Annotated in this window: 20 protein-coding genes and 1 tRNA gene; 5 read left to right on the forward strand and 16 right to left on the reverse strand. The window is 31.9% G+C overall.

Annotated elements, in window-relative coordinates:
• Positions 1-4: 4 nt before the first annotated feature.
• The 4 genes from AB2B44_RS06370 to ppk2 (AB2B44_RS06385) form a co-directional block, all read right to left on the reverse strand.
• Complete coding sequence (locus AB2B44_RS06370; protein ID WP_369048737.1) at positions 5-1,147, reverse strand: cysteine desulfurase family protein; 1,143 nt, start codon at positions 1,145-1,147, stop codon at positions 5-7.
• A gap of 17 nt (positions 1,148-1,164) precedes the next feature.
• Positions 1,165-1,695, reverse strand: coding sequence for a Smr/MutS family protein (locus AB2B44_RS06375; protein ID WP_369048738.1), 531 nt, complete (start codon positions 1,693-1,695; stop codon positions 1,165-1,167).
• A 141-nt stretch (positions 1,696-1,836) separates the two neighbouring features.
• Positions 1,837-2,619 (reverse strand): polyphosphate kinase 2, encoded by a 783-nt coding sequence (gene ppk2 / locus AB2B44_RS06380; protein ID WP_369048739.1) that lies wholly within the window; start codon positions 2,617-2,619, stop codon positions 1,837-1,839.
• Positions 2,616-3,479 carry a polyphosphate kinase 2 gene (gene ppk2, locus AB2B44_RS06385; protein WP_369048765.1) on the reverse strand — a complete coding sequence of 288 codons (864 nt, stop codon included), beginning with the start codon at positions 3,477-3,479 and terminating at the stop codon, positions 2,616-2,618. The genes ppk2 (AB2B44_RS06380) and ppk2 (AB2B44_RS06385) overlap by 4 nt, the downstream gene beginning before the upstream one ends.
• Before the next feature lie 259 nt (positions 3,480-3,738).
• Here ppk2 (AB2B44_RS06385) and AB2B44_RS06390 point away from each other — a divergent pair, with 259 nt between their 5' ends.
• Positions 3,739-4,692, forward strand: a complete 954-nt coding sequence (locus AB2B44_RS06390; RefSeq protein WP_369048740.1) for a lipid A deacylase LpxR family protein — start codon at positions 3,739-3,741, stop codon at positions 4,690-4,692.
• 65 nt (positions 4,693-4,757) lie between these two features.
• On the opposite strand, the gene AB2B44_RS06395 is transcribed toward AB2B44_RS06390, so the two are convergent.
• Positions 4,758-6,185, reverse strand: coding sequence for an ATP-dependent RecD-like DNA helicase (locus tag AB2B44_RS06395; RefSeq protein WP_369048741.1), 1,428 nt, complete (start codon positions 6,183-6,185; stop codon positions 4,758-4,760).
• 104 nt (positions 6,186-6,289) lie between these two features.
• Here AB2B44_RS06395 and AB2B44_RS06400 point away from each other — a divergent pair, with 104 nt between their 5' ends.
• The 3 genes from AB2B44_RS06400 to rsmD are packed head-to-tail and all read left to right on the forward strand — an operon-like array spanning position 6,290 to position 8,378.
• Positions 6,290-7,033, forward strand: coding sequence for a hypothetical protein (locus tag AB2B44_RS06400; RefSeq protein ID WP_369048742.1), 744 nt, complete (start codon positions 6,290-6,292; stop codon positions 7,031-7,033).
• Positions 7,017-7,838, forward strand: a complete 822-nt coding sequence (locus tag AB2B44_RS06405) for a DUF3822 family protein (RefSeq protein WP_369048743.1) — start codon at positions 7,017-7,019, stop codon at positions 7,836-7,838. The genes AB2B44_RS06400 and AB2B44_RS06405 overlap by 17 nt, the downstream gene beginning before the upstream one ends.
• Positions 7,839-8,378, forward strand: coding sequence for a 16S rRNA (guanine(966)-N(2))-methyltransferase RsmD (gene rsmD / locus AB2B44_RS06410; protein ID WP_369048744.1), 540 nt, complete (start codon positions 7,839-7,841; stop codon positions 8,376-8,378).
• Between the two features lie 67 nt (positions 8,379-8,445).
• On the opposite strand, the gene AB2B44_RS06415 is transcribed toward rsmD, so the two are convergent.
• From AB2B44_RS06415 to aroC, 3 genes are all read right to left on the reverse strand, one after another.
• The gene (locus AB2B44_RS06415) at positions 8,446-8,898 is read right to left on the reverse strand and encodes a Dps family protein (RefSeq protein WP_369048745.1); all 453 of its coding nucleotides are present in this window, start codon (positions 8,896-8,898) and stop codon (positions 8,446-8,448) included.
• Between the two features lie 66 nt (positions 8,899-8,964).
• The gene (locus tag AB2B44_RS06420; RefSeq protein WP_369048746.1) at positions 8,965-10,029 is read right to left on the reverse strand and encodes a PA0069 family radical SAM protein; all 1,065 of its coding nucleotides are present in this window, start codon (positions 10,027-10,029) and stop codon (positions 8,965-8,967) included.
• Between the two features lie 171 nt (positions 10,030-10,200).
• A complete protein-coding gene (aroC, locus tag AB2B44_RS06425; protein WP_369048747.1) occupies positions 10,201-11,262 on the reverse strand; it encodes a chorismate synthase in 1,062 nt (353 codons plus the stop codon).
• 167 nt (positions 11,263-11,429) lie between these two features.
• On the opposite strand from aroC, the gene AB2B44_RS06430 reads away from it, so the two are divergent.
• A tRNA-Ser gene (locus tag AB2B44_RS06430) sits at positions 11,430-11,514 on the forward strand.
• Positions 11,515-11,725: 211 nt separating this feature from the next.
• Here the strand turns inward: AB2B44_RS06430 and AB2B44_RS06435 are convergent.
• From AB2B44_RS06435 to AB2B44_RS06470, 8 genes are all read right to left on the reverse strand, one after another.
• On the reverse strand, positions 11,726-12,406 hold the full coding sequence (locus AB2B44_RS06435; protein WP_369048748.1) for a DUF2490 domain-containing protein: 681 nt from the start codon (positions 12,404-12,406) through the stop codon (positions 11,726-11,728).
• A gap of 454 nt (positions 12,407-12,860) precedes the next feature.
• Entirely contained in the window at positions 12,861-13,976 is a 1,116-nt protein-coding gene (locus AB2B44_RS06440) for a BamA/TamA family outer membrane protein (RefSeq protein WP_369048749.1), read from the reverse strand.
• A gap of 39 nt (positions 13,977-14,015) precedes the next feature.
• Positions 14,016-15,077 carry a BamA/TamA family outer membrane protein gene (locus tag AB2B44_RS06445; RefSeq protein WP_369048750.1) on the reverse strand — a complete coding sequence of 354 codons (1,062 nt, stop codon included), beginning with the start codon at positions 15,075-15,077 and terminating at the stop codon, positions 14,016-14,018.
• A gap of 17 nt (positions 15,078-15,094) precedes the next feature.
• Complete coding sequence (locus tag AB2B44_RS06450; protein WP_369048751.1) at positions 15,095-16,192, reverse strand: DUF1254 domain-containing protein; 1,098 nt, start codon at positions 16,190-16,192, stop codon at positions 15,095-15,097.
• Positions 16,193-16,794: 602 nt separating this feature from the next.
• Entirely contained in the window at positions 16,795-19,182 is a 2,388-nt protein-coding gene (locus AB2B44_RS06455; RefSeq protein ID WP_369048752.1) for a sulfatase-like hydrolase/transferase, read from the reverse strand.
• 60 nt (positions 19,183-19,242) lie between these two features.
• Positions 19,243-19,365, reverse strand: coding sequence for a hypothetical protein (locus AB2B44_RS06460; protein WP_369048753.1), 123 nt, complete (start codon positions 19,363-19,365; stop codon positions 19,243-19,245).
• A gap of 117 nt (positions 19,366-19,482) precedes the next feature.
• Positions 19,483-20,751 carry a BamA/TamA family outer membrane protein gene (locus AB2B44_RS06465; RefSeq protein ID WP_369048754.1) on the reverse strand — a complete coding sequence of 423 codons (1,269 nt, stop codon included), beginning with the start codon at positions 20,749-20,751 and terminating at the stop codon, positions 19,483-19,485.
• 502 nt (positions 20,752-21,253) lie between these two features.
• Complete coding sequence (locus AB2B44_RS06470) at positions 21,254-22,438, reverse strand: acyloxyacyl hydrolase (RefSeq protein ID WP_369048755.1); 1,185 nt, start codon at positions 22,436-22,438, stop codon at positions 21,254-21,256.
• Between the last annotated feature and the right edge of the window lie 11 nt (positions 22,439-22,449).

The raw sequence follows: 22,449 nt of genomic DNA on the forward strand, positions 1-22,449 counted from the left end.
TTAATTAGTTTGTTTTTAATACGGTTTTTAATTTCTCTACACAATAATCAATTTGAGCTATCGTAGTAAATTTAGAAAACGAAAAACGCACCGATGTTTTTTTGGCTTCATTGGCTGGTAGCATAGCTTTTAACACATGTGAGCCTTTATTACTTCCGCTTTGGCAAGCACTTCCGCCTGAAACTGCTATACCCGCTAAGTCAAGTGAAAATAACAACATATTATTGGTAATTGGAAAACGCACATTTAAAATAGCACAACTGCTTTTTTCTAAGTTTGACGAAAGCCCGTTAAATTCTATTTCTTTTGATAACTTAAGAAGTTCTGTAATAAAATATTTTTTTAGGGCTAACAAATTTTGAGTGTCTTCGTTTATATTGGCATATAATATACTTAAAGCTTTTTCCATACCAAGTATAGCCTGTACATTTTCGGTGCCAGAGCGAATTCCTTTTTCTTGATTACCTCCATAAATAATTGGTGCAATGCCAATTGCACTTTTACAATAGGCAAAACCAACACCTTTGGGCCCATGAAACTTATGTGCACTTGCTGTTATAAAATCTATTGGTGTTTTTTGTAAATCTATTTTATAATGACCTATCGATTGCACCGTATCTGAATGAAACAGCACATTGTGTTCTTTACACAATTCACACACCTTATTTATGGGTAAAATATTTCCTATTTCGTTATTTACATGCATTAAACTTACTAAGGTTTTTAACGAAGTATCTGACAATAATTTTTCTAAATGAGCCAAATCTACCTCTCCAAAAGAATTCACCTCAACACATTGTATTTCAACAGGGTATAGCTGTTTTAGATGATTAACCGTATGTAATACGGCATGGTGTTCGATAGTACTGGTAATAATTCGCTGAACATTTAAATGCGTAACCGCATTGCACAAAATTAAATTATCGGCTTCTGTACCACTTGAGGTAAAAATAATTTCGCTAGCTGTACAATTAAAATAGGTTGCTATTTTTTTTCGGGCGGTTTCTATTGCTGATTTAGCTTTGCGCCCAAACTGATGAGTAGATGATGGATTGCCATAATTTTCTTCCATCGATTTACACATTAATTCAACAACTTCTGGAAACATTTTAGTTGTTGCTGCATTATCTAAATATACACTACTCATAAGGCAAAAGTACACTTTTAAATGGTTACTTCAGTTGCCCCCATACCATATTTTTGATATGATGCATCGCTATAGGTTACTGGATATTTGTTTAACAAAAATTGTAATTCCGCTTTTAGCACTCCCTCACCTACTCCGTGTATTAGTATTAATTTAGAAATATGCTTTTGAATACAAAATTCTAGTTTATGTTGAGCTGTATTTAATTGATATTGCAAAATATCGTATTTATCCATATTACGAGTAGACTTTACAAGCTTTTCTATGTGTAAATCTACCTCCATCACCACCTCTTTTTTATTTTTTTTAAATGGTTTTACGCGTGTTTTCTTAAGTGCATTTTTTTCTTGTAGTAAGCCTTCATTTATTTCAGATTGTTTGGCTATTTCTTCTTGGTCTACTCCTATTTTTATAAGCTCAGAAACATCAAAAATATATTTCATTTCATCATCAGAAACAATAGTAATTTTATTTTTATTTACCGCAATTACAACTCCAGTTAAATTTTCGTCTATTAACGCTACTTTATTACCAATTTCTATAGGCATTGACTAATCTTTATTTAATTTATATGGTTAACTAGGTCTGCTAAATTTTTTAATCATTTTGTGAAAAATAGAATTTTACAGCACTAACTTTCAATACTAATGAAATTTATGTTTTATGCGAAAAAGTAAAAACCTGCCCGTTTAAATTTGAATTGTTTTATCGTAAGGAATACTTTTTAGCACATGGTTTATCGCATTAATACGTGCTGCTGTTTTTCTATTTGCTTTAATAATTTTCCAAGGAGAAATATCAGTATTTGTTTTAGAAAACATTGCTTTTTTATATGTGGTATAGTCGTTCCATAATTCTTGCGCCGCTTCATCTACAGGCGTCATTTTCCATTGTTTTAACGGATTATTTGCAATATCTTCAAATCGTTTGGCTTGCTCTTTTTTAGAAATTGACATATAAATTTTTACCAATCGAATACCCGATTCTAATATCATTCGTTCAAAATCATTTACTTGATTCATAAAAATTTGATATTCTTCTGAGGTGCAAAATCCATTTACAGGCTCTACAACAGCTCTATTATACCAACTTCTGTCAAAAAAAACAATTTCACCTGCTTTCGGAAATTGTGCCACATAGCGTTGAAAATACCATTGAGTACGTTCGTCATCAGTAGGTTTTGGTAAGGCAACAATACGCATATGGCGCGGATTAATACGCTCGGTCATTCTACGAATAGCCCCTCCTTTTCCAGCAGCATCTCTCCCTTCTAAAAGTATAATTATTCGTTCGTTTTTTTCTATTGCCCAAGTTTGTAATTTTATAAGCTCTACTTGTAAATTTTTAAGTTTTTGCTGATAATTTACATACCTAACAGCACGTTCTAAATTTAATGGGTTTTTAGAAACTATAGCTAATAACCCCTTATTTGTATTAAGTTTTTTTAGTTCTTCAGAGGTTAGTTTTTTCATGAATATTTAATTTGTTGTACCGAACGATAGTAGCGCATCACCACGTTTGGGTCAGGAGTTAATACTGTTTGAGCTTCTTTTTTGCCGTCATAATCAAATTTTGACAATACATATCGTATCGCTTCTAATCGAGCTATTTTTTTGTCGTTAGTTTGTATTACTATCCATGGGCTGTAAGTTGTATGCGACTTACTAAACATTTCTTCTTTATAAAAAGTATATTTATCCCATAGCTCTTGCCCTTTTTTATCTACAGGACTAAATTTCCAACGTTTTAAAGGATTATCTTTTCTAGCTTCAAAACGTTTTAATTGTTCGTTTTTAGAAATGGATAACCAAAACTTAATAATTACCACTCCGTCTTCATATAACATATGTTCAAATTCAGGCACCTGAACTAAAAACTCTTGGTATTGTTTTTCTTTACAAAACCCCATGACAGGCTCAACAACTGCCCTGTTATACCAACTCCGATCAAAAAAAACAATTTCACCAGGATTGGGCAACTCTTTTATATAGCGTTGAAAGTACCACTGCCCTCTTTCTACTTCGGTAGGTTTGTTTAAAGCTACCAATCGTGTAGAACGAGGATTTAAATGCTCCATAAACCGACGAATATTACCTCCTTTACCGGCTGCATCTCTTCCTTCAAAAATAACGGCTACTCGCTTTTTTTCTTTGGCAATCCATTGTTGTAGTTTAACCAATTCTATCTGTAGTTTACGTAATTCATCTTCGTAAACCACAGTTCGTTCAACTTTATCAAAAGGAATGTTTTTTTGCTGTATTAGTGCAATCAACTCTTTGTTGGTATTAACACTTTCAAAATCTTCTATAGTTAAAGTAGGGGTGTTTTCCATCTTATAAAATAATGCCCAATGTAACAAATATTATGTAATTTATGCTTTAATAAAGCCTTATTTTATTTGTTTTTTTAAATAAAAAAACAAATAAATTTCTAAAACATATATTTGCATCGTCAAACTTATATAACCATAAAAAACAATTAATTATTTTTATAATTAAAATTTAAAACACAACTAAAAGACAGTAATTATAAGTACGTTATAACCTGCTGAGCAACAAATAAAAATAAATTATTAAGCTTAAATTATTGATTTGAAAAAATTTACACTACTCTCCTTTATTTGTTTTTCACTAACTTGTTTTGCTCAACATTCTTTTTTAAAACAATTTAGTTTAACTAGCGATAACGACCTTTATATTTCAATAAAAAAAGACCAATATTACACCAATGGATTATTTTTAAATTATCGGTATTTAAGCACCCATTCTAATAAAAAAGTATTAAAAAGAATTTATAATTTCGAATTCGCTCAACAAATGTATACTCCTTATTTATCTATAGTAAATGATGTTAGTTTACACGATCGCCCTTTTGCTGGGTATTTATTTGGTAATTTTGGTATTGATTTATATTTTAAAAGTAATACCGTTTTAAAAACAGCTTTAAAAATAGGTGTTTTAGGACCAATGGCTCATGGAGAAGAAGTCATGAACTTTGTACACAATTTGTATGGCTATAAGAAAGCTGAAGGATGGAAATACCAAATAGCTAATACTTTTGCTTTAAATTTAGAGACTGCTTATATAAAACCTTTATGGATAACTAACTCGAAAACGATAGATATAAACTGGTGTAATTCTGTCCGTTTAGGAACCATTTTTACAAAAGTTAACACGGGCATCTATTCTAGATTTAGTTTATTACCTTTAAAAAGAATGGTAAATTCGATAGCCTTTGGTGGGAATTTAAACCAAAAAAATCTTAACAAAAGCAACGGCTCGCGCGAATTTTTTATCTACGTAAAGCCAAGTATTGGGTTAGTGGGTTATGACGCCACTATTCAAGGAAGCCTTTTTAACGATAATAGCCCCGTAACATTTGACATAAAACACTTTCAATATACTGCCGATTTAGGTGTTCTTTTTAGTAAAAATCGATATATTTTTGAATATTCAATTCATTACTATTCCAAAAAACTAAAAAGTCCTAGAGTACCAAATATTAATTCGTACGCAACAATTAAAATTGCCTACCAATTTAATTAAAATCGTATCAACATCTAATTAATTTTCTAGTAAAAAATAGTCTGAAATTTAAAATACGACTTATACTAGCCTTCAAAATAAGCATCTTTAAAACCAATTAAATATAATTTTTCTTGTGCTCTTGTAACAGCCGTATATAACCACCGTAAATATTCTATGCTAATACCCGATGCTAAATAGGGTTGTTCTACAAAAACCGTTTTCCATTGTCCTCCTTGCGATTTATGACACGTCATAGCATACGAGAACTTAACTTGTAAGGCATTAAAATATTTGTTCTTTTTTATTGCCAAAAATTGCTTGTATTTCGATTTTTCGTCTGCAAAATCAGCTTTTACCGCTTCGTATAATTTATTCGATTCTTCGTAACTTAATGATGCACTTTCACTATGTAAAGTATCAAGTAACAATACGGTTTCAAAGGGTTTCATATCTAGGTAATCAATCATTCTAACTTCTACCTCTGCAAACCTAAAACCATATAAATCTTTAATAGCCTGTATTCTAAGTATTTCACAAATATCTCCATTAGCAATAAACCCTGCCGATGATGAGTCTTTCAACCAAAAGTAATTATTCTTAACCACCATTACATAATCGCCTACAGCAATTTCATTTTCTTGCCCCCTTATTTTTGTTCTAATTTGTTGGTTATATTGATTGGCTCTTTTATTAGAACGCACAATAATAGCTGTATCCTCTACACCTACACTACCTTGATAAGCTGTAGTAATTGCATCTTGTATTTCATAACCATCTTCTAACCTTATTATATCAGGATAATGAATATCAAATTGAAAATCGGTAGCACTATTTTGCAACAATAAACGTAAAGTAGTTGCATTGGTTAATATGCCTGAATTTTCTTCTTGCCTTGTTACCTCGTCTAACTCAATTTCTAACACTTCTTTACCATACTTAAATGATAAACTATCAGGTTCAAGCGCAGGACTCATGGTAGATTTTACAGGAGGAAGCTGTGCCGTATCACCAATAAAAATAAGATTGCAATGCTTACCTGAATATACAAACTCAATTAAATCATCTAATAGCGAACCATTTTCAAATAATTTTTCATTTTTCGATTGATCAGAAATCATAGAAGCCTCATCAACAATAAAAAGAGTATCGGTGTGTTTATTAATTTGTTTTGTAAACTCTACCGAACCATTACTTTTTTTCTTCGGAAAATAAATTTTTTTATGAATGGTAAAAGCTTTTCTTCTGGCGTACCCAGAAATTACCTTGGCTGCCCTACCTGTCGGCGCAAGTAACACCGCTTTTTTCCCTGCCCGCCATAAACAGTTTACCACGGTACTTATCGCCGTTGTTTTTCCTGTACCTGCATACCCCTTCAATAAAAAAATTTTGTCGCTATTTTTATCAAAAGTAAACTCACTTAACAGTTGCAATAGCTCATCTTGTTTTGTTGTTGGTGAATGCGGAAATTTTTTCAGCAATTCGCAGTAAAAATCATTCGGTGTTTTTATCATTCTTTAATTAAATTTCAAAGATAATATTGATTTGCTAATAAAAGTTTTTATCGTTAAAAAAAAAATGATAGATTTGCCAGTATCATATATTAAAAACTGTAAAAATGAATTTGTTATTAATGATTTTAGTGGCTGTAGTAGTTGCTTTTTTATTGGCATATCTTGTTGTAAAATTTGTGCCGCTTAAAATGAGATGGTTGGTATCTCTGTTATTGTTAGGAGCTTCCATATATCTTGGCTATAAAATTTATGAAGGAATTATGAGACCTATTAACTTTAATATTAATAAAAAGGTACGTTATGCTAAAGTTATTAATAATTTAAGGTCTATTAGAGATGCTGAAGTTAAGTATCATGAAGTTTATGGTAAATACGCACAAAATAAAGATACTTTAGTTAATTTTATCGAACATGGTAAATTAGCTATTACAGAAAGTAAAAATATAATGGTTAGAGAAAATCGTGGAGGAGGTATTTATGTAAACGTTTCTAAACGAAAAGTAGATACTACGGGTTACGAGCCTGTTTCAAAATACTTTAAAGATGTTGATTATAAAAACATGTTTAAAGTACCTGGTACCGACAAAGAATTTGTAATAGAAACGGGAACAGTAGAAAAAGTTCAAGGATTAGAAGTACCTGTTTTTATAGTTAGAACTGACAAAGAATCGGTATTAAAAGGAATGGACCCTGGATTAATAAAACAAGAACTAGAAGCTATTACTACCGATGAGATAAAAGGTTCTGATATTTCTGTAGGATCATTAAGTGAAGTTTCTACAAGTGGTAACTGGCCTCCTTTTTACGACAAACCTAAGACAAAAAACAAGGTTGATAAAAAAGAGTAAAAATAGCGAGTTAAAGGCTGAACATAAAAATATATCCATCCAATTTAGTTTGGATGGATTTTCTTTTTGTATTACAGAAGCAACTTCTAACAAACCTATTAATGTAACTCAATATCAGTTTAAAAATAAGGTTGAAACTCCAGAGTTATTACTTGAAAAAATTGAACATATTTTTACTTCTGACTCTACGCTACAACAAGATTTTAAAAATGTAGTTGTAATACACCAAAACAATTTAGCTACTTTGGTTCCTTCAAAATATTTTGATGAAAACAATTTAAAAACCTATTTAAATTACACTATTAAAACCTTAGCTAACGATTTTATTGCTTTTGATGATTGTACTAAAATCAGTGCAAAAAATGTATATATTCCATATGTTAACATAAACAACTATTTGTTTCAAAACTTTGGCGAATTTGAATATAAACATCACGCAACTGTATTAATAGATAAACTAATAAATTTAGCCGCCACTAAAGATCAACAACACTTTTTTGTGTACGTCAGTGCCTCGCAATTAGATATTGTAGTTACACAAGGTAGTGATTTAGTATTCTACAACTCTTTTTTATTTAATACTAAAGAAGATTTTATATACTACATTTTATTTACCGCTGAACAATTAGCGCTAGACCCCAATAAGTTTAACCTTACTTTTTTAGGTGATATCAGTGAAAACTCAGCCATTTATAAAATAACACACACCTATATTCGCAATATTGATTTTATAAAAATAAATACCGATTTTTTTAAAAGCGATACCGAATTATCACCTTATTCTAATTATTTACTTCTCTCGTAAATGCGCATTATTTCTGGAAAACATAAAGGAAAACGATTAACAGCTCCTAAAAATCTACCCGTTCGTCCAACAACTGATATGACTAAAGAAAGTTTGTTTAATATTTTAAACAACTTGTTTTTTTTTGACAACATTTCGGTTATTGATTTATTTGCTGGCACAGGAAATATTAGTTTTGAATTTGCCTCACGAGGCACAAAAGAAATAACAGCAATAGACAACCATTTTAATTGTATAACGTATATTAATAAAACAGCTAAAGAACTAAGTTTACCTATCAATACCTATAAAATAGATGTGTATTCTTTTTTAGAAAAAACCGCTTTAACTGCCGATATTATTTTTGCCGACCCACCTTACAATTTTGAAGAAAAACAGTTTTTAAAAATTGCCGACTTGGTTTTTGAAAAAGAGGTATTAAATACAGACGGGCTTTTAATTATAGAACATGCTAAACATACCGATTTATCTACCCATTCAAACTATAAGTACACTAAAAAGTATGGGGGTAGCATGTTAAGTTTTTTTGAGTATAACTAGATAATTTTACAATCTATATTAGACACCTAAAAAAAGAGCTAATATTTTACTATTAGCTCTTGTGTTATTAAGCAATCGATGCTTGTAGCATCCATGCCATTTTTTGGTGTTTTTCAGTGAGAGTTGTTATAAAGTCTACTGTAATTGTATCTTTTAAATCTTCACTTTTACCTAAATCATTGGTTAGTATTCTTATAATTGTATTATGATCATTTACTAAGTTTTGCAACATTGTTTTTTCATCTAAATTACCATGTGCCGTTTCTAATAAATTTGTACTTTTAAGGTAATCGCCCATAGTAGCCACTGCATAATGCCCTAGTTGCCGAATATGTTCAGCAATATCATCTATCATAACAGCTAACTCTTCATACTGCACTTCAAATAAATTGTGCAAACTATAAAAATTTGGTCCTTTAACATTCCAATGATAATTACGCGTTTTAAGGTATAAAACGCTTTCATCTGCCAATAATATGTTTAATAAATCGGCTATTTTTTCATTTTTTTTCGTTTCCATAATAGTAGTTTTATTTGTTTATACGAATATAACAATAAAAATTAAGCTTTTAAAGCCTTTATACTGTTAAAATAAGCTTATTTGATTTTTTTGATCTTTATCAAACCTTGAAAAATCTAACACTAGTTTTTCTTTATTTTTTAAATATCGATTTTTAGCAAGTTCAAATTGTAATTTTATTTGCTCTGCAATTTTTCCTTGACCAGACATTCGTTTTTGGTAGCGCGAATCGTTTAAATTTCCATTATGACAATCTTGTATTTGATGTAAAATTTTATCAGCTCTGTTTGGATACGTTTTTTGCACCCAGTCGGTAAAAATTTTTCCAATAGCTCCGTTTAATCTTACAATGGTGTACGCTACAGAAGTAGCCCCTAACTCACTTACTTTTTTTACTATCGAAATAATTTCATGACTGTTAATTGCAGGAATTATAGGTGCTACCATAACTGTAACAGGAATAGCATTTTGGGTTAAAACTTCAACCGTTTCTAATCTTTTTTTAATAGTAGTAGTTCTTGGCTCTAAAATACTACGTGTTTGTTCAGAAAGCGTTGTTATTGAAATGCTAACATTAACCAAATTTAGAGCAGCCATTTTAGTAAGAATATCTAAATCACGAAGAATAAGTGCATTTTTGGTAATTATACTTACTGGATGTTTTAACTTTAAAAGTACCGCTAACATTTTTCTAGTAATTTCTATTTTTTTTTCTATCGGCTGATAACAATCTGTATTACCCGAAAACATAATATTTTGAGGTCTCCAATTTTTACTGCGTATTTTTTTTTCTAACAAATCAGCTGCATTAGCTTTATAAAGTATTTTGCGTTCAAAATCTAATCCTGCAGAATACCCCCAATATTCATGAGTATTACGAGCATAGCAATAAATACACCCGTGTTCACATCCTTGATATGGATTCATAGAATAGGCTACTCCAATATCAGGGCTATTAACTTTATTAAGAATAGTTTTAGGATAAATTTGAAGGTATTGTGTTTTATTTACTTCTGACTTTTCGTTTTCTAAAGCACAATAATTTAAAAAATCGTCACGTATTTCATGCTCGTGCTTTAAAAAATGGTTATGTGTGTTAATTTGCGCACCACGTCCTTTACGATAGTTCATTGTAAAAAAGCTTAATATTTAACTATACGTGTTTTTAAAAGTGATTTTTTTATCGCAAAAAAAAGCTAAAGAAGAAACCGCATAACAAAAAGTTATGAATCAAAAATCAATCAAAAAACAACTGTATAAAGTTACATAAGATAACTTTAAAAACAGTAAGGTGTTAATAAGTTATACTCTTCGTACTTTATTAAGTAGCCAAAAATCTGCCAAAACCAAAGCGGTTAAAGCCTCTACAATAGGCACTGCTCTAGGCACCACACAAGGGTCGTGACGACCTTTTCCTTGAATTTCAGTAGCCTCTCCGTCGGCATTAATAGTAGGCTGATTTTGCATAATTGTTGCCACTGGCTTAAAGGCTACTTTAAAATAAATATCCATACCATTGCTAATCCCACCTTGAATACCTCCTGATAAATTTGATTGCGTAGTACCATCAGTATTAAAAATGTCGTTGTGTTGCGAACCTTTCATTTGACTACCACAAAATCCGCTACCAAACTCAAATCCTTTTACTGCATTTATAGACAACATTGCTTTACCTAACTCGGCATGTAATTTTTTAAAAATAGGTTCTCCTAATCCAACAGGAACATTTTTTGCTACACAAGTAATTGTACCTCCAATAGTATCCCCTTCTTTTCTAATTTCTTTAATTTTCGCAATCATTTTTTCAGCAGAAGCTTCATCTGGGCATCTAACAATATTTTTTTCTGTTTTAGAAAAATCTAACTCTTGATACGGTTTTTCAATAAAAATTTCACCTACCGACGAGGTAAATGCATTAATTTGTATGTGATTAATTAACTGTTTTGCTAATGCCCCAGCAACTACCCAATTGGCTGTTTCACGTGCCGAGGTTCTTCCTCCTCCACGATAATCACGAATGCCATATTTTTTATCGTAAGTATAATCGGCGTGTGAAGGGCGATATACATTAGTGTTATGATTGTAATCTTTACTTTTTTGATTGGTATTTTTAATATTAAAACCAATAGCTGCCCCTGTGGTTTTTCCTTCAAAAATACCCGACAAAAACTCTACTGTATCGGGTTCTTTACGCTGTGTAACAATGGCAGATTGCCCTGGTTTTCTACGGTTTAATTCATTTTGAACGGCTTCAAAATCTATTTCAACTCCTGCTGGGAACCCATCTATAATTCCGCCAATTGCAATTCCATGAGATTCTCCAAAAGTAGTAAGCTGTAATAAATTTCCGAAAGAATTAAACATCTGTTTTTATAATTAAAAATTTGTGGCAAAAATAAATCTTTTTATTGAATTTATTTTAATTAAGGGGTATAAAGAAATTAGTAATTAAAAAAAAAGAAATTTATTTTTTGTGTTCGAAAAAGGTTTATATATTTGCATCCGCAATACAGTAAATTGCATTACTTAAAGGAGAAATGGCAGAGTGGTCGAATGCGGCGGTCTTGAAAACCGTTGTCTGTAACAGGACCGGGGGTTCGAATCCCTCTTTCTCCGCAACACTTTAAAAAAACCTCTTGATTTTCAAGAGGTTTTTTTGTTACTTGAAAGTTTCTTTCTTCATCTGCCCCACGCATTTTGATTATTGTTTTTTACTGTATGGTTTTTAATCTTATAAATTTAGCTAGTCTTGTATCAAAAAGTTCACAATTCGTACACAAAATTTGATTAACGAACTTCCCCTAACATCTTATTACTATATATTTATTTAAAAAGAAATTGTTAAGGTTAGTGTATTTCCATTTTTTTCGTCAGACTGTGTTTTGTTATACCATTCTTCTGTAAAATCAAGCGAAAAGACATAATTTGCTATTTTTTTTGAGACACCTAAACACCACTCTCTAGCATTAATAAATCGTGTTCCTAAATCTTTATTCGGTAATATATACCATTCATAACTAGTGTAAACTTGCCAACCTTTTTTAAAATTATAAAACGGATTAAGTTTATAGCGATATCGAGTAGTTATTTTATTGAGTGATTTTTCTGAAAAAAGAAAATTACGCCACTCAAACTTAAAAAGTTGATTAAGCTGTAATTGTTTGTAAACCGTATTTGTTAACCCTACACCTAACCAAGGTCTTAATTCCCAATAATCTGGTTGTTTTTTATCAATGGTATTATTAGAAACAAATCCACCATACAAATCCCATTGATTACTGTTTTTCTTAGCTTCTAAATCTAATCCTATACGACTCCATCCGTCTGCAGAATAAAACTGTTTCCAATGTACAACGGCAGAAATTCCCCATTTACCAGACTGTTTTATGCTGTTTTCTATATTTATTGTAGTAAAATTATTTCCTTGAGATATTATGGTACTAAACCATAACATTGCAAAAACGGAAACTATTTTTGTTTTGTTAACTTTTATAAACTCCTCAAGCATAAATTCTAATTGATTTAATATACATTTTTAAAAAAATAATAAACTACCGAGTTACTTGATATATGTACTATTTTTTACCCATATATTTATTGAGTCATTTTATACTTAACTAAACTACCTCTTTTCTATTCAACTCGCTTAGTTTTATTATTACATACCGTCTATACATCAATTAATCATTCTAAAAAATTAGATTTGATAAAAAATTGCAAAAAACATCGAAAAAGTTTTTTTTTATTTCTTTTTGCACTTGTTCTTTCTAAGTTTAAATGTTTTTAAAAACAGCAGGGAATAATTATATTAAACCCCGCTGTTTAAACACAACTTACTTACAAATTAATTATTGATATTATTTTTATTTAATTTTATTTTGAAAATGAAAAAATTTAGATTTATCCTTTTCACCATGACTTATAATAACCAAAATATAACGCTATTGTTAAAAACAACAGTTTTAAAAAGCTTCATACAAACCCAAATACAACGCATGGTTACCATGAATACCATAATTATAGTCGAGTCTTAAATTCATGTGTTTTTTAGGAATTAAATTAAACCTTAATCCACCACCAAATGAAGGAAGCCAAACATTTTTACCTCCATATATTTCTTCTAAATCACCTGTATCCCAAATTCTTCCACTCCCTATATTAGCTGCTAAGCCAAATCGTTTTAATTTTCCTGAAAAATTCAGTCTATATTCTGCTTGAATATCTATTTGATTTTTGCCTCTATACTTACCTCTCATATACCCTCTAAGATCAACTTGAACTAAATCTACCGTACTCACTCCATACATAGCCAAGGCACCATAAGGAACATTTCCAAACTTATTTACCCCATATAAGCGAAGAGCAAGAATATCATTATCAGCCATTGGAAAGTATTTTATAACACTATAGTTAAGAGCTGAAAAATTATCTGTTGAACCTAAAAATTTTGGTGTTGTAGAAAGATATATTGTTACCCAATACCCTTTAGTCGGATAAAAAATATAGTCGCGAGAATCGTAAGTTGCCATAACTCCAATAGTAGATTGGGTAATATCATCAACCATTATATTCTTATCTTTTGTATTATTTGTGTAGTCTAAAAAATCTTGAGGCGTATAATTATAGTATAGACCTGCATAAAAATTATTAGCAAATCTCTGCAAAGCTTTCGCTCTAATGAAAAAAATATTTTCATTATAAGACATATTATCTCCATCATCATACATGTATTTAACAGGAATATGAGATGAACCTAAATTTAAAATCACCCTAGTTCTATTTTCATTGAAATAAAACTCTTGATTTATCCACCAAGTATAACTCTTATTAATACCATACATACCCATAAAAGAAGACTTTGACATAGGGGAAACTAGGTCTTCTTTATTCAATTTATACATAAATGCCCCCATAGCACCAAAAGAAGTTCCATAAGTAGGGTTAGACATTACAAAAGGAATAGGCATAAAATATACTTTCTTTTCTTTTGCCATATTCTTCATATTCTTTTTCTTTTGTTGTGCACTTACACTCAATAAACTAAGTATAGCTATAGTTATTAAAACAATTTTTTTCATAATTAAAATTTTTAATATTTTTTTATTCGTTAATAAATATTAAAACGCCTCTTTAAATCGAAAATAAATACCCCAATCATCTTTACCAAAACCAACATCTAACCCTACATTTATATGACTTTTGGTTAAAGCGGTCCATCGAATACCTGCTCCAATACTAGGGTAAAGGCTCCAATTAAAATCTTCGGTATCAGAACCATATAAGGTACCCAAGCCTGCAAAGCCAACAGCACTTAACCTCAGCTTATTACGAAAATTCCAACGGTATTCACCTTGAATATCTAACATTCCGTCTCCTCTATATTTACCATCAGAATAACCTCTTAAATCTACACCCCCAACGACCACTTGTTGCTGAAAATGCACATTTTTTAAACCTGATTTTGTATGAAAACGCAATGCTACTATATCACGATTATCTACTACCCCTATATACCTGTTATAGTTAATAATAAGTACATTAGACAACTCTGAATTACCTATCCATTTTGGCAAATGATTAAACTGAAGTTTTAACAAACTTCCGTTTTTAGGATAATTTATATCATCTCGTGCATCTCTAAACACTTCAAATTTTAAAATATTTAATTCGGTATTTATATCCGATAAATCTCCTTCGAAATCAGTTTTAGAATGTTGATAAGTGTATCCTAAACCAAAGTATACTTTTCCAAAAATTTTACGTTTTACATCAAGCGTTATAACATCCGATTCTGTAGCATAATCTAAAAAATCGTCTCCTGAACCTTGATTTTGCACATAGGTTTGAAAATTATAATTATCTATAGCTATACCATAAACAATCCGCCACTTGTCTTTATCAAAGAAAAAACTACCAAAATTAACTACTGCCCAAGAATTATTAGTTGTATAATATCCCACCACCCCTAATATCGACCTAGGAGATTGCATATCATTTTTATCAACATAAAAAGAGTACATCGGCACTAACCCAAACCCTGCTCCAATAGTAGTACTATAATTAAAATAAGGCGCTACATTAAACTCTGGACTTCTATTGTCGTTTTTGTGTTGTTGTGCATTTATTGAAAAACACATTGCCAAATAAAAAACCAATATTGGTATATATTTTATTTTCATAATTATTGTTTCAGAATTTATTGTTTTATCAACTCAATCTTTATGTTCTTATTTGCTGATTTCATATATTCTAAAACTGCATCTGCGCTAACTGGTCTATACAATCGAATTAAAACTGTCCAATCCTGAACCACGTTCATGTTATTTATGGTGCCTGGGCAATTAAAGTGAAATGTATAAGTGCCATCATCATTCGGTGTTGCTTGATTGTTATTGAGAGCGAAATTATCTTTTACAATCCACCCTTTGCTATCATATGTGGTCACAGAAAAGAAACCTCCTTTGTTAAATTGAAGGGGTGGTACAGGTAATGTTAACGATGCACATGCACCAGAACGAGCTTCAACAGGAGGCTGAATAGTATTTAAATAGGCAGCATCTTTTATCGGCAAACCAAATATACCTAATGCAGAAGCTATTAAAAATTGTTTTGGGTGTTCAGCAACTTCTTCCTTAGTTCCAAAATAATAGCGAGGTTTGTCGTCTTCATTGGCTCTAGCTTTTAATTCATCTCTTGTTGCTTTTAAACTTACCTTATCAAATGCTTTGGGCTTATATGGAATTGCAGAATTAGCCTTAATGACTACTGCATCTTGATGCTTGTGTGCTTCATCATAGCCAGCCGCATCTAATGAGCGCAATCCTGTTCTCATATTTACAAAAACATGGTGACCTAAGGCTAAATCTTTTGGCGTAACAGTAAGTTGCTCACCAGGGTATACAACCCCAACTATATATTCATTTTCATCATTTATTTGAATCACAGAATATTGATCCCATGCTGGGTTTATAAACGTAGCTCCATTGGTAACATCAACTAAAGCTCGACTATACATTACATCCTGATTTTCGCGTACAACTACCTGATTGTCTTTACTACTCATTTTTCTTATATGATGAAACACATTTAAGGGGTATTTTGATGCATGATCTGACATGTAACGATCAGTCTCCGCAATGGTAAAGTTAGACTCATCAACTAATATCTTACCATCGGCAGTCATTTCTTTGGCATAACTAGGTTTTTGTTGAATTGTACTTTTAAATTGTTGTGCACTACTCTTACAAGACATAAAGAATAGTGGCACAAAAAGAGTAAATAAAAACTTTTTCATAATTATTGATTTAAATTCAGAATATTTATCATACTTAATAAATTCAGTACTGCATTTGTTATACATTTTTTTCAATGATTCTTTATCTCAATTTGAAACTACAAAACTTTGAGTAGTAGCGGCTTTAATTACAAATTGTTATCGTAAAATTGGCTATTTTACCTACTTTTATAGAACCGATACTATTTTTCTTTGAAAATGTACGAGCCCACTAATTGTAATAGCCTTCATCGCATCATAAACAGAACAACTTAAATAGAACGTAATGATTTGCCTCTATCTGTAAACCTCGTGGTAGCTATACAAGTCAATGATAATGAATCTGCTGATGCCATGGCAAAATCTGAATGTACCGAAGTTGAGATATTTCTACTTGTAAAATAATTCATGGACTATATGGACTATAGCATGTGCTCTTTCCGCATCCAAACCTATATCTGCATATTTATTACCCATAACGGTCTCGGCTATGCGTAGTGCAGGATTTTAAGACACTTCACTTTCCGTTTAGTTTTTAGTTTTTTCATTGTAATTACTTTCATATTAGCACTTTCGCTCGCATTACGTATAACTAATGTTGTATGCCCGTGCTTTCATTTCATTTATAATAATTTGATATGAACAGAATTTATTGTACCATCAAACTTAAATGGTGCCTTTTCAAAATAATCGAAGGAAACAGGCGATCCTAAATCGGTTCCAATATCCAAAGTTTCACTAGCCGAAAAAGCTACTGGTACTGTACCCAAAGTGGTTATGGTACCAACTTCTTTACCATCTACTTTTAACGTGACCGTTGCTGGTGATCCTGGCTTATTATCTTTAATTTTAGTGGTAATGTCAAAGGTATGTTTGCCTTGGGGTATTTTAGAATTACTAGCTATTTTATACTGATGAATAATCATCATATTGTATTCGTACTTTAAATATCCATTATCCATGTAGCAAGTTACTCCACCACCGATACCACCAAGCGCATATAATACACCGCTTTGGTTTTCATTAACCTCAAGGTCAATTAACACCGTATTACTTTTTTTACCAAGGCCGGGTGCAGCAAATTCAGGCATTCTTGTGGTGTTTTGGTTAAATGTCCATTCAGTGTAGGGAGAGGTGATCACATTTTCTGGATGCAGTCGAAGCCAAATACCCGCACCAATGGGCAAGTCTTTGTTCTCTTTGGCTTCTTTTAAGAATAGCTCTTTCAGTTCGGCTAGTTTTTCTGGATACTTGGCCGATACATCATGAGCCTGTGAAAAATCATTTTTCAAATCGTAAAGCTGCCAAACATCTTCATCTGAATTCCATTTGTCCAATCCTTTTTGAGCAGAAACCCAAGGGTATAACGGGCCAAATGTACTAGCAAACCATCCCTCATGATATACTCCTCGGCTACCATTGTTGTCAAAGAATTGAGTCTTTTTTAAATTTTCAGCATTTGGATTGGAAAATGTTTGCGCAAAACTTTTACCATCCATCGGATCTTGATCAAACCCATTAACTACTTTAGGCTGTGGTATACCAATAACATCATACAGTGTAGGAACAATGTCATTTACGTGTAAAAATTGGCTTCGAATGGCTTTGTCAGGTTTAATGCCTTTTGGCCAGGAAATTACCATTGGGTTTCGTGTACCTCCAAAATGTGCTGCAACCAATTTTGTGCTTCTAAAAGGAGTATCTCCTGCCCATGCCCAACCAGAGTGATACATGTTGTCTACCTTTTTGGTTCCCAATGCATCCAGCCCTCCAATTTTGTCTAAAGCAGACATTTGTTGTTGAATGGTGTTTGGTATCTGGTTTTCAGCAAGTAACTCACAGATAGTCCCGTTCTGTCCTTCTGAGCTAGAGCCGTTATCACCAAAAATGTAAATCACGATGGTGTTGTCTTTATAGCCCATTTTATTCATTCCATCAATCAGCCTACCAACCTGAACGTCTGTATGTTCAACAAATCCAGCAAACACTTCCATTAAGCGTAATTGAAAATCCTTTTCATTTTCAGGGATATCCTCCCAAGCTACCATTGTAGCGTCTCTTTCTGTCAAATCAGTACCTTTTGGAATGATACCCTTAGCCAACTGACGTTTAAACACTCGGGTTCTATACTCATCCCAACCTTCATCAAACTTACCTTTATATTTCTCCGACCATTCTTTAAAAATATGATGTGGACCATGAACAGCTCCTGGAGCCCAATACATAAAGAATGGTTTGTCTGGCGAATATGCTTTGTGTTCATCCAGCCACTTCAAACCTTTGTCTACTAAATCTTCAGTAAGGTGATATTTTGGATTGTGAGGAGGCTCTACTGTATTATAATTTTCAAATAAGCGTGGTTCATATTGGGAGGTCTCGCCAGCAATAAAACCGTAGAAATATTCAAATCCATATCCATTGGGCCAAAAGTCTTTTGGTCCCATTGCCGTAGTTTGGTTGACTGGAGAATTGTGCCATTTCCCAAAGGCAGCAGTATTGTAACCATAGTTTTTTAGCACTTCTGCTATGGTTGCTGAAGTTTTGGGTATAACGCCTGTAAATCCATCAAAATTTACGGCTCGTTCTGCAATTGTGCCTGAAGAAACCCTTGTATGATTTCTTCCAGTTAGCAAAGACGCCCGAGTAGGAGAACAAATTGAAGTAGTGTGGAATCGATTGTACATAATTCCTTCATCTGCCAATTTTGTAAGCGTAGGCGTGGCTACTTCCCCTCCAAATGTTTCTGAAATCCCAAAACCAACATCATCTATCAAAACTATAAGAATGTTAGGTGCATCATTAGCCAAATGCTTGTTGTTGGGCCAGGGTGCTAACTTACTTTCGGCTAAGGTTTGCCCCGCCTCACTTGTAGAAGCAAGTCTTGGAAAAGGGAGAACACTCCCGTCTTGCTTTTGCAGGTTTTCTGAGTGATTAGGATTTTTTTGAGGATTACATCCTGTTATCAATATTCCTAATCCAAGAATAGCTATTAGGTAGTTTTCAAATTTCATATTAGTTTTATTTATTATTCTTAATTCTAAAGTTGGCAAAAAAATAGTTCTTTTGGTTTTTCAGCGCTTGCCTGTATGTCGGCAAGAACCAAATGTACTATTTGTACGGTCGGCTATTTCAGCATGGTATGCAACACATAGAAAGTATGAATTTACCGAAGCTTTTGCTCCTGATTTTTCCATATAGATATAGCTTGGTCTTCTCCCTCGATACCTAAATGATAAAAAGTGGTTTGGTGATTGGCTCAAGGATTTCTTTTTTGGTTAACCTAAGAAACCTACATGCTTTTTAATATTTTTTTAGAACACCTCATTAACACTTAAATAAAAACCTTGTGCACCATAGTTTCCAAAACCATAATCAAGACATATATTGGTTCTCGATTTTTCGCTTATCATATACCGTACGCCCAAACCATAACCTGTGTTTATATAACTAAACATTTTAATATTAGCATCAACATTCGTAGCAGAATTCATATTAAAAAACAACACCCCTCCCCAACGTTCTTTGTCTTTTTGTAATGGAAAACGCCACGCTGTTTCAGTATAAAAAATAGATTGTCCTCTAAATCGACCTTGTGGATATCCTCTTCCTGATCGCCCATATTGATCCCATCCTAAAGCTGGTAAATCCATATAAGGTAATTTACCCCCTCCTAATTCAAAATTACCATACATCCATAACGCTAAAAGATTTCTTTTACGTGATTTATTTAGTGTAAAATAATCTCTATACTCTAACCATAAAGACCCTGATTCTTGAGTAGTTCCTAGCCATTCTGGATTATATTTAAACGTTATTAACCCATAACGCCCTTTATACGGATTCACAGGATTGTCTCTACTATCGTATACAGCGTTTGCAGACAAACCTGAAAGAGTATATTTTTCAGGATTAAATCCATATTTTGTACTATAAGCGTAATGACTTGTAACAACAGGAGGACTGGCATCTAAATCTAATAACTCATCTTTAATTTTACTGTGTATATCAAGATGATAACCTAAACCTAAATAAAGATGACTTTCTCCTACTCTTCTAAAGTAGGTTTCATAAATACGCAAAAAATTAAAATTCAACAGTTGAGATTTATCAATCCCTTTAGTATAATTTTTATCATCGTATTCAAAACCATTACTTGCTAATTTAGACGTACTAGGCCCTGTCCCTAATCCAAATGTAGGTTGAGAGGTTTTAAAATAGCGAATGTCTTGCATAACCATAGCTTGATTGTCTTTAAAATAAACATTCCCTTTTAAAAGGAATAAAATTTGTTTTTTTGTTGTCCAAGTAAATGACCCCAATAAAGACGAATAGCTTGTTTTTTCTGAATCATACGTTTTCCAATTTAAAGTTGGTGCAATTCCAATTACAAATCCATTTGCAGGATTTGATGCTAGTACAGGAAGCCATATAATTCCATTTTTCTTTTTTTTCTTTTTTTTCTTTTTTTTCTTTTTTTCAACTTTTTCAGTAGCATTTCCCCCTTGATTTTTTTGCTCTTGAGCGTACGAAAAAACGACGCAAAGAGAAAAAAACAGCGCAAATAACAGTTTGTGTTTCATAAATTAGTTTTTTAATAGTTTTTAATACATTACATTTTTATACTTTAAAATAATTTTCAATACGTTTTTATACCTATTAAAACCTATTGAATAAACAGATAAAATACAATAAGCAATACTAATTGTTAGGTGCAATAACAAAAACAAGTTCTAAATAAAATATACTTTCAACTACAACCTTTTACCAAATTTAATAATAAAATAAACTGTAAGTTATCCCTAAACGTTTTTAATATACCTCTAAAAGTTCAATGCGTATTTTTGCTGCTTTGGGCTTATTTTAATTAACTTTAAAGTTGATATATTAAACTGAACAAATTAGCCTGCATAGTTTAATATTAACGGAAAGGTTATCAAGTTTTCTTGATTTAAACAAGTAATTTTTGAGGTGAAAAACTTTATTTTATATGTAAGAAGCAAGGTTTTAATACTAGCAATGGTTTTGCTCTACAAACCACAAATACACTAGTATAGTGCACCATAAAACTAAAATTGGGTACTTCTACCAATTAAAAGGTCTAAACCCTAAGCCTGCCTCAACCCAGTCTGCAGCAAAGCCTCTTGCTTTTAGACCTAATTGTAGATAAAACCAATCAGCTACATTATAACGTAATGCAGGTCTAAAAAAGTAAAAAGGTTTGGTTTCATTTTTATTTAAATACACCCCTATTTGACCTACAATTGTAAATTTATAAAACATAAAGTCATACCCTCCATGTATACCATAATGATTTCTTTTTGAAGGATTATCAGGGTATTTTTCTTCTAAACTTCCATCGAAAAAATAATCTAACCCTGCCGAAACACTATGCATGTTATTAAATTTGTGCTGAAATTCTGAAACAACTGAATACGCCATAAACCTTTTATCTGTACCTACATCTTCGTAGGTTTGTACGGTACTTATTGCTCCGTAAACATTTATAAAATTGTTATTCTGGGTATATTTTGTATTCTTTTTTTTACCCGGTCTTTTATACCGTACAGGTAAAAGATTTGTAGAACTATAAACATCGTTACTTATTTTTCTTTGATCAGGGTTATAATTATAACTTACCCCTAAGTTTATCCCCAGCATATTAAGCCCCCAATTTGGGGTAAATGTTCTTCCATTACTCATGTGTGTAGCATCAAATCCGTAGGTAACATCCATCTCACGAGTCCATTTATACGACCATCCAAACTTAAGGTTAAAATAAATTGCCATACGAGCTCCAATAGCATTATTAAAAGGATTGGTGTCTGGATTATAGGGTTCGAGGTTATACGTTAGCCCAAAAGCTGGTTCAATACTAAAAATATTTCTTCTATGGTCGTCAGTTAAATGAAATTTAATAAAACCATACAAAGCAGAAGGCTCTCCAAATATTTCTGGACTTCCTAAAAAGCCTTTGTAAAGTCCAAAACCATAACTAGGGTATGCATATTGTTCAGACCAATGCCCCTCACCATAAGGCTGCCAACCAAATCTAACCTCAACAGAGCCGTAACCTGATTCCATAAACGTTTTTAAATCATCGTTTCCCGTATAAGCATGGAAGCCCGTATGGCCTCTTACTTCTACATATCTAAACCTGCCTAAACCTGTTTTATCATTTTGTGAGTAACTATTCGCACAAATTAACACCAATAGCAATTTTAAAAGATTATCAATGCTTATCTGTATGTTTTTATTACCTATTTTCATAGCTGCATGTT

This window comes from Tenacibaculum sp. UWU-22 (genome assembly GCF_041021355.1).
Taxonomy (GTDB): Bacteria; Bacteroidota; Bacteroidia; order Flavobacteriales; family Flavobacteriaceae; genus Polaribacter.

Coding starts and splice junctions, on each gene's coding strand:
- AB2B44_RS06400 (WP_369048742.1), top strand. CDS start 6,290: ATGAATTTGTTATTAATGATTTTAGTGGCTGTAGTAGTTGCTTTTTTA.
- AB2B44_RS06370 (WP_369048737.1), bottom strand. CDS start 1,147: ATGAGTAGTGTATATTTAGATAATGCAGCAACAACTAAAATGTTTCCA.
- AB2B44_RS06440 (WP_369048749.1), bottom strand. CDS start 13,976: ATGAAAAAAATTGTTTTAATAACTATAGCTATACTTAGTTTATTGAGT.
- rsmD (WP_369048744.1), top strand. CDS start 7,839: ATGCGCATTATTTCTGGAAAACATAAAGGAAAACGATTAACAGCTCCT.
- ppk2 (WP_369048765.1), bottom strand. CDS start 3,479: ATGGAAAACACCCCTACTTTAACTATAGAAGATTTTGAAAGTGTTAAT.
- AB2B44_RS06470 (WP_369048755.1), bottom strand. CDS start 22,438: ATGAAAATAGGTAATAAAAACATACAGATAAGCATTGATAATCTTTTA.
- aroC (WP_369048747.1), bottom strand. CDS start 11,262: ATGTTTAATTCTTTCGGAAATTTATTACAGCTTACTACTTTTGGAGAA.
- AB2B44_RS06460 (WP_369048753.1), bottom strand. CDS start 19,365: ATGGAAAAATCAGGAGCAAAAGCTTCGGTAAATTCATACTTTCTATGT.
- AB2B44_RS06395 (WP_369048741.1), bottom strand. CDS start 6,185: ATGATAAAAACACCGAATGATTTTTACTGCGAATTGCTGAAAAAATTT.
- AB2B44_RS06375 (WP_369048738.1), bottom strand. CDS start 1,695: ATGCCTATAGAAATTGGTAATAAAGTAGCGTTAATAGACGAAAATTTA.
- AB2B44_RS06455 (WP_369048752.1), bottom strand. CDS start 19,182: ATGAAATTTGAAAACTACCTAATAGCTATTCTTGGATTAGGAATATTG.
- AB2B44_RS06450 (WP_369048751.1), bottom strand. CDS start 16,192: ATGAAAAAGTTTTTATTTACTCTTTTTGTGCCACTATTCTTTATGTCT.
- AB2B44_RS06465 (WP_369048754.1), bottom strand. CDS start 20,751: ATGAAACACAAACTGTTATTTGCGCTGTTTTTTTCTCTTTGCGTCGTT.
- AB2B44_RS06415 (WP_369048745.1), bottom strand. CDS start 8,898: ATGGAAACGAAAAAAAATGAAAAAATAGCCGATTTATTAAACATATTA.
- ppk2 (WP_369048739.1), bottom strand. CDS start 2,619: ATGAAAAAACTAACCTCTGAAGAACTAAAAAAACTTAATACAAATAAG.
- AB2B44_RS06445 (WP_369048750.1), bottom strand. CDS start 15,077: ATGAAAATAAAATATATACCAATATTGGTTTTTTATTTGGCAATGTGT.
- AB2B44_RS06435 (WP_369048748.1), bottom strand. CDS start 12,406: ATGCTTGAGGAGTTTATAAAAGTTAACAAAACAAAAATAGTTTCCGTT.
- AB2B44_RS06420 (WP_369048746.1), bottom strand. CDS start 10,029: ATGAACTATCGTAAAGGACGTGGTGCGCAAATTAACACACATAACCAT.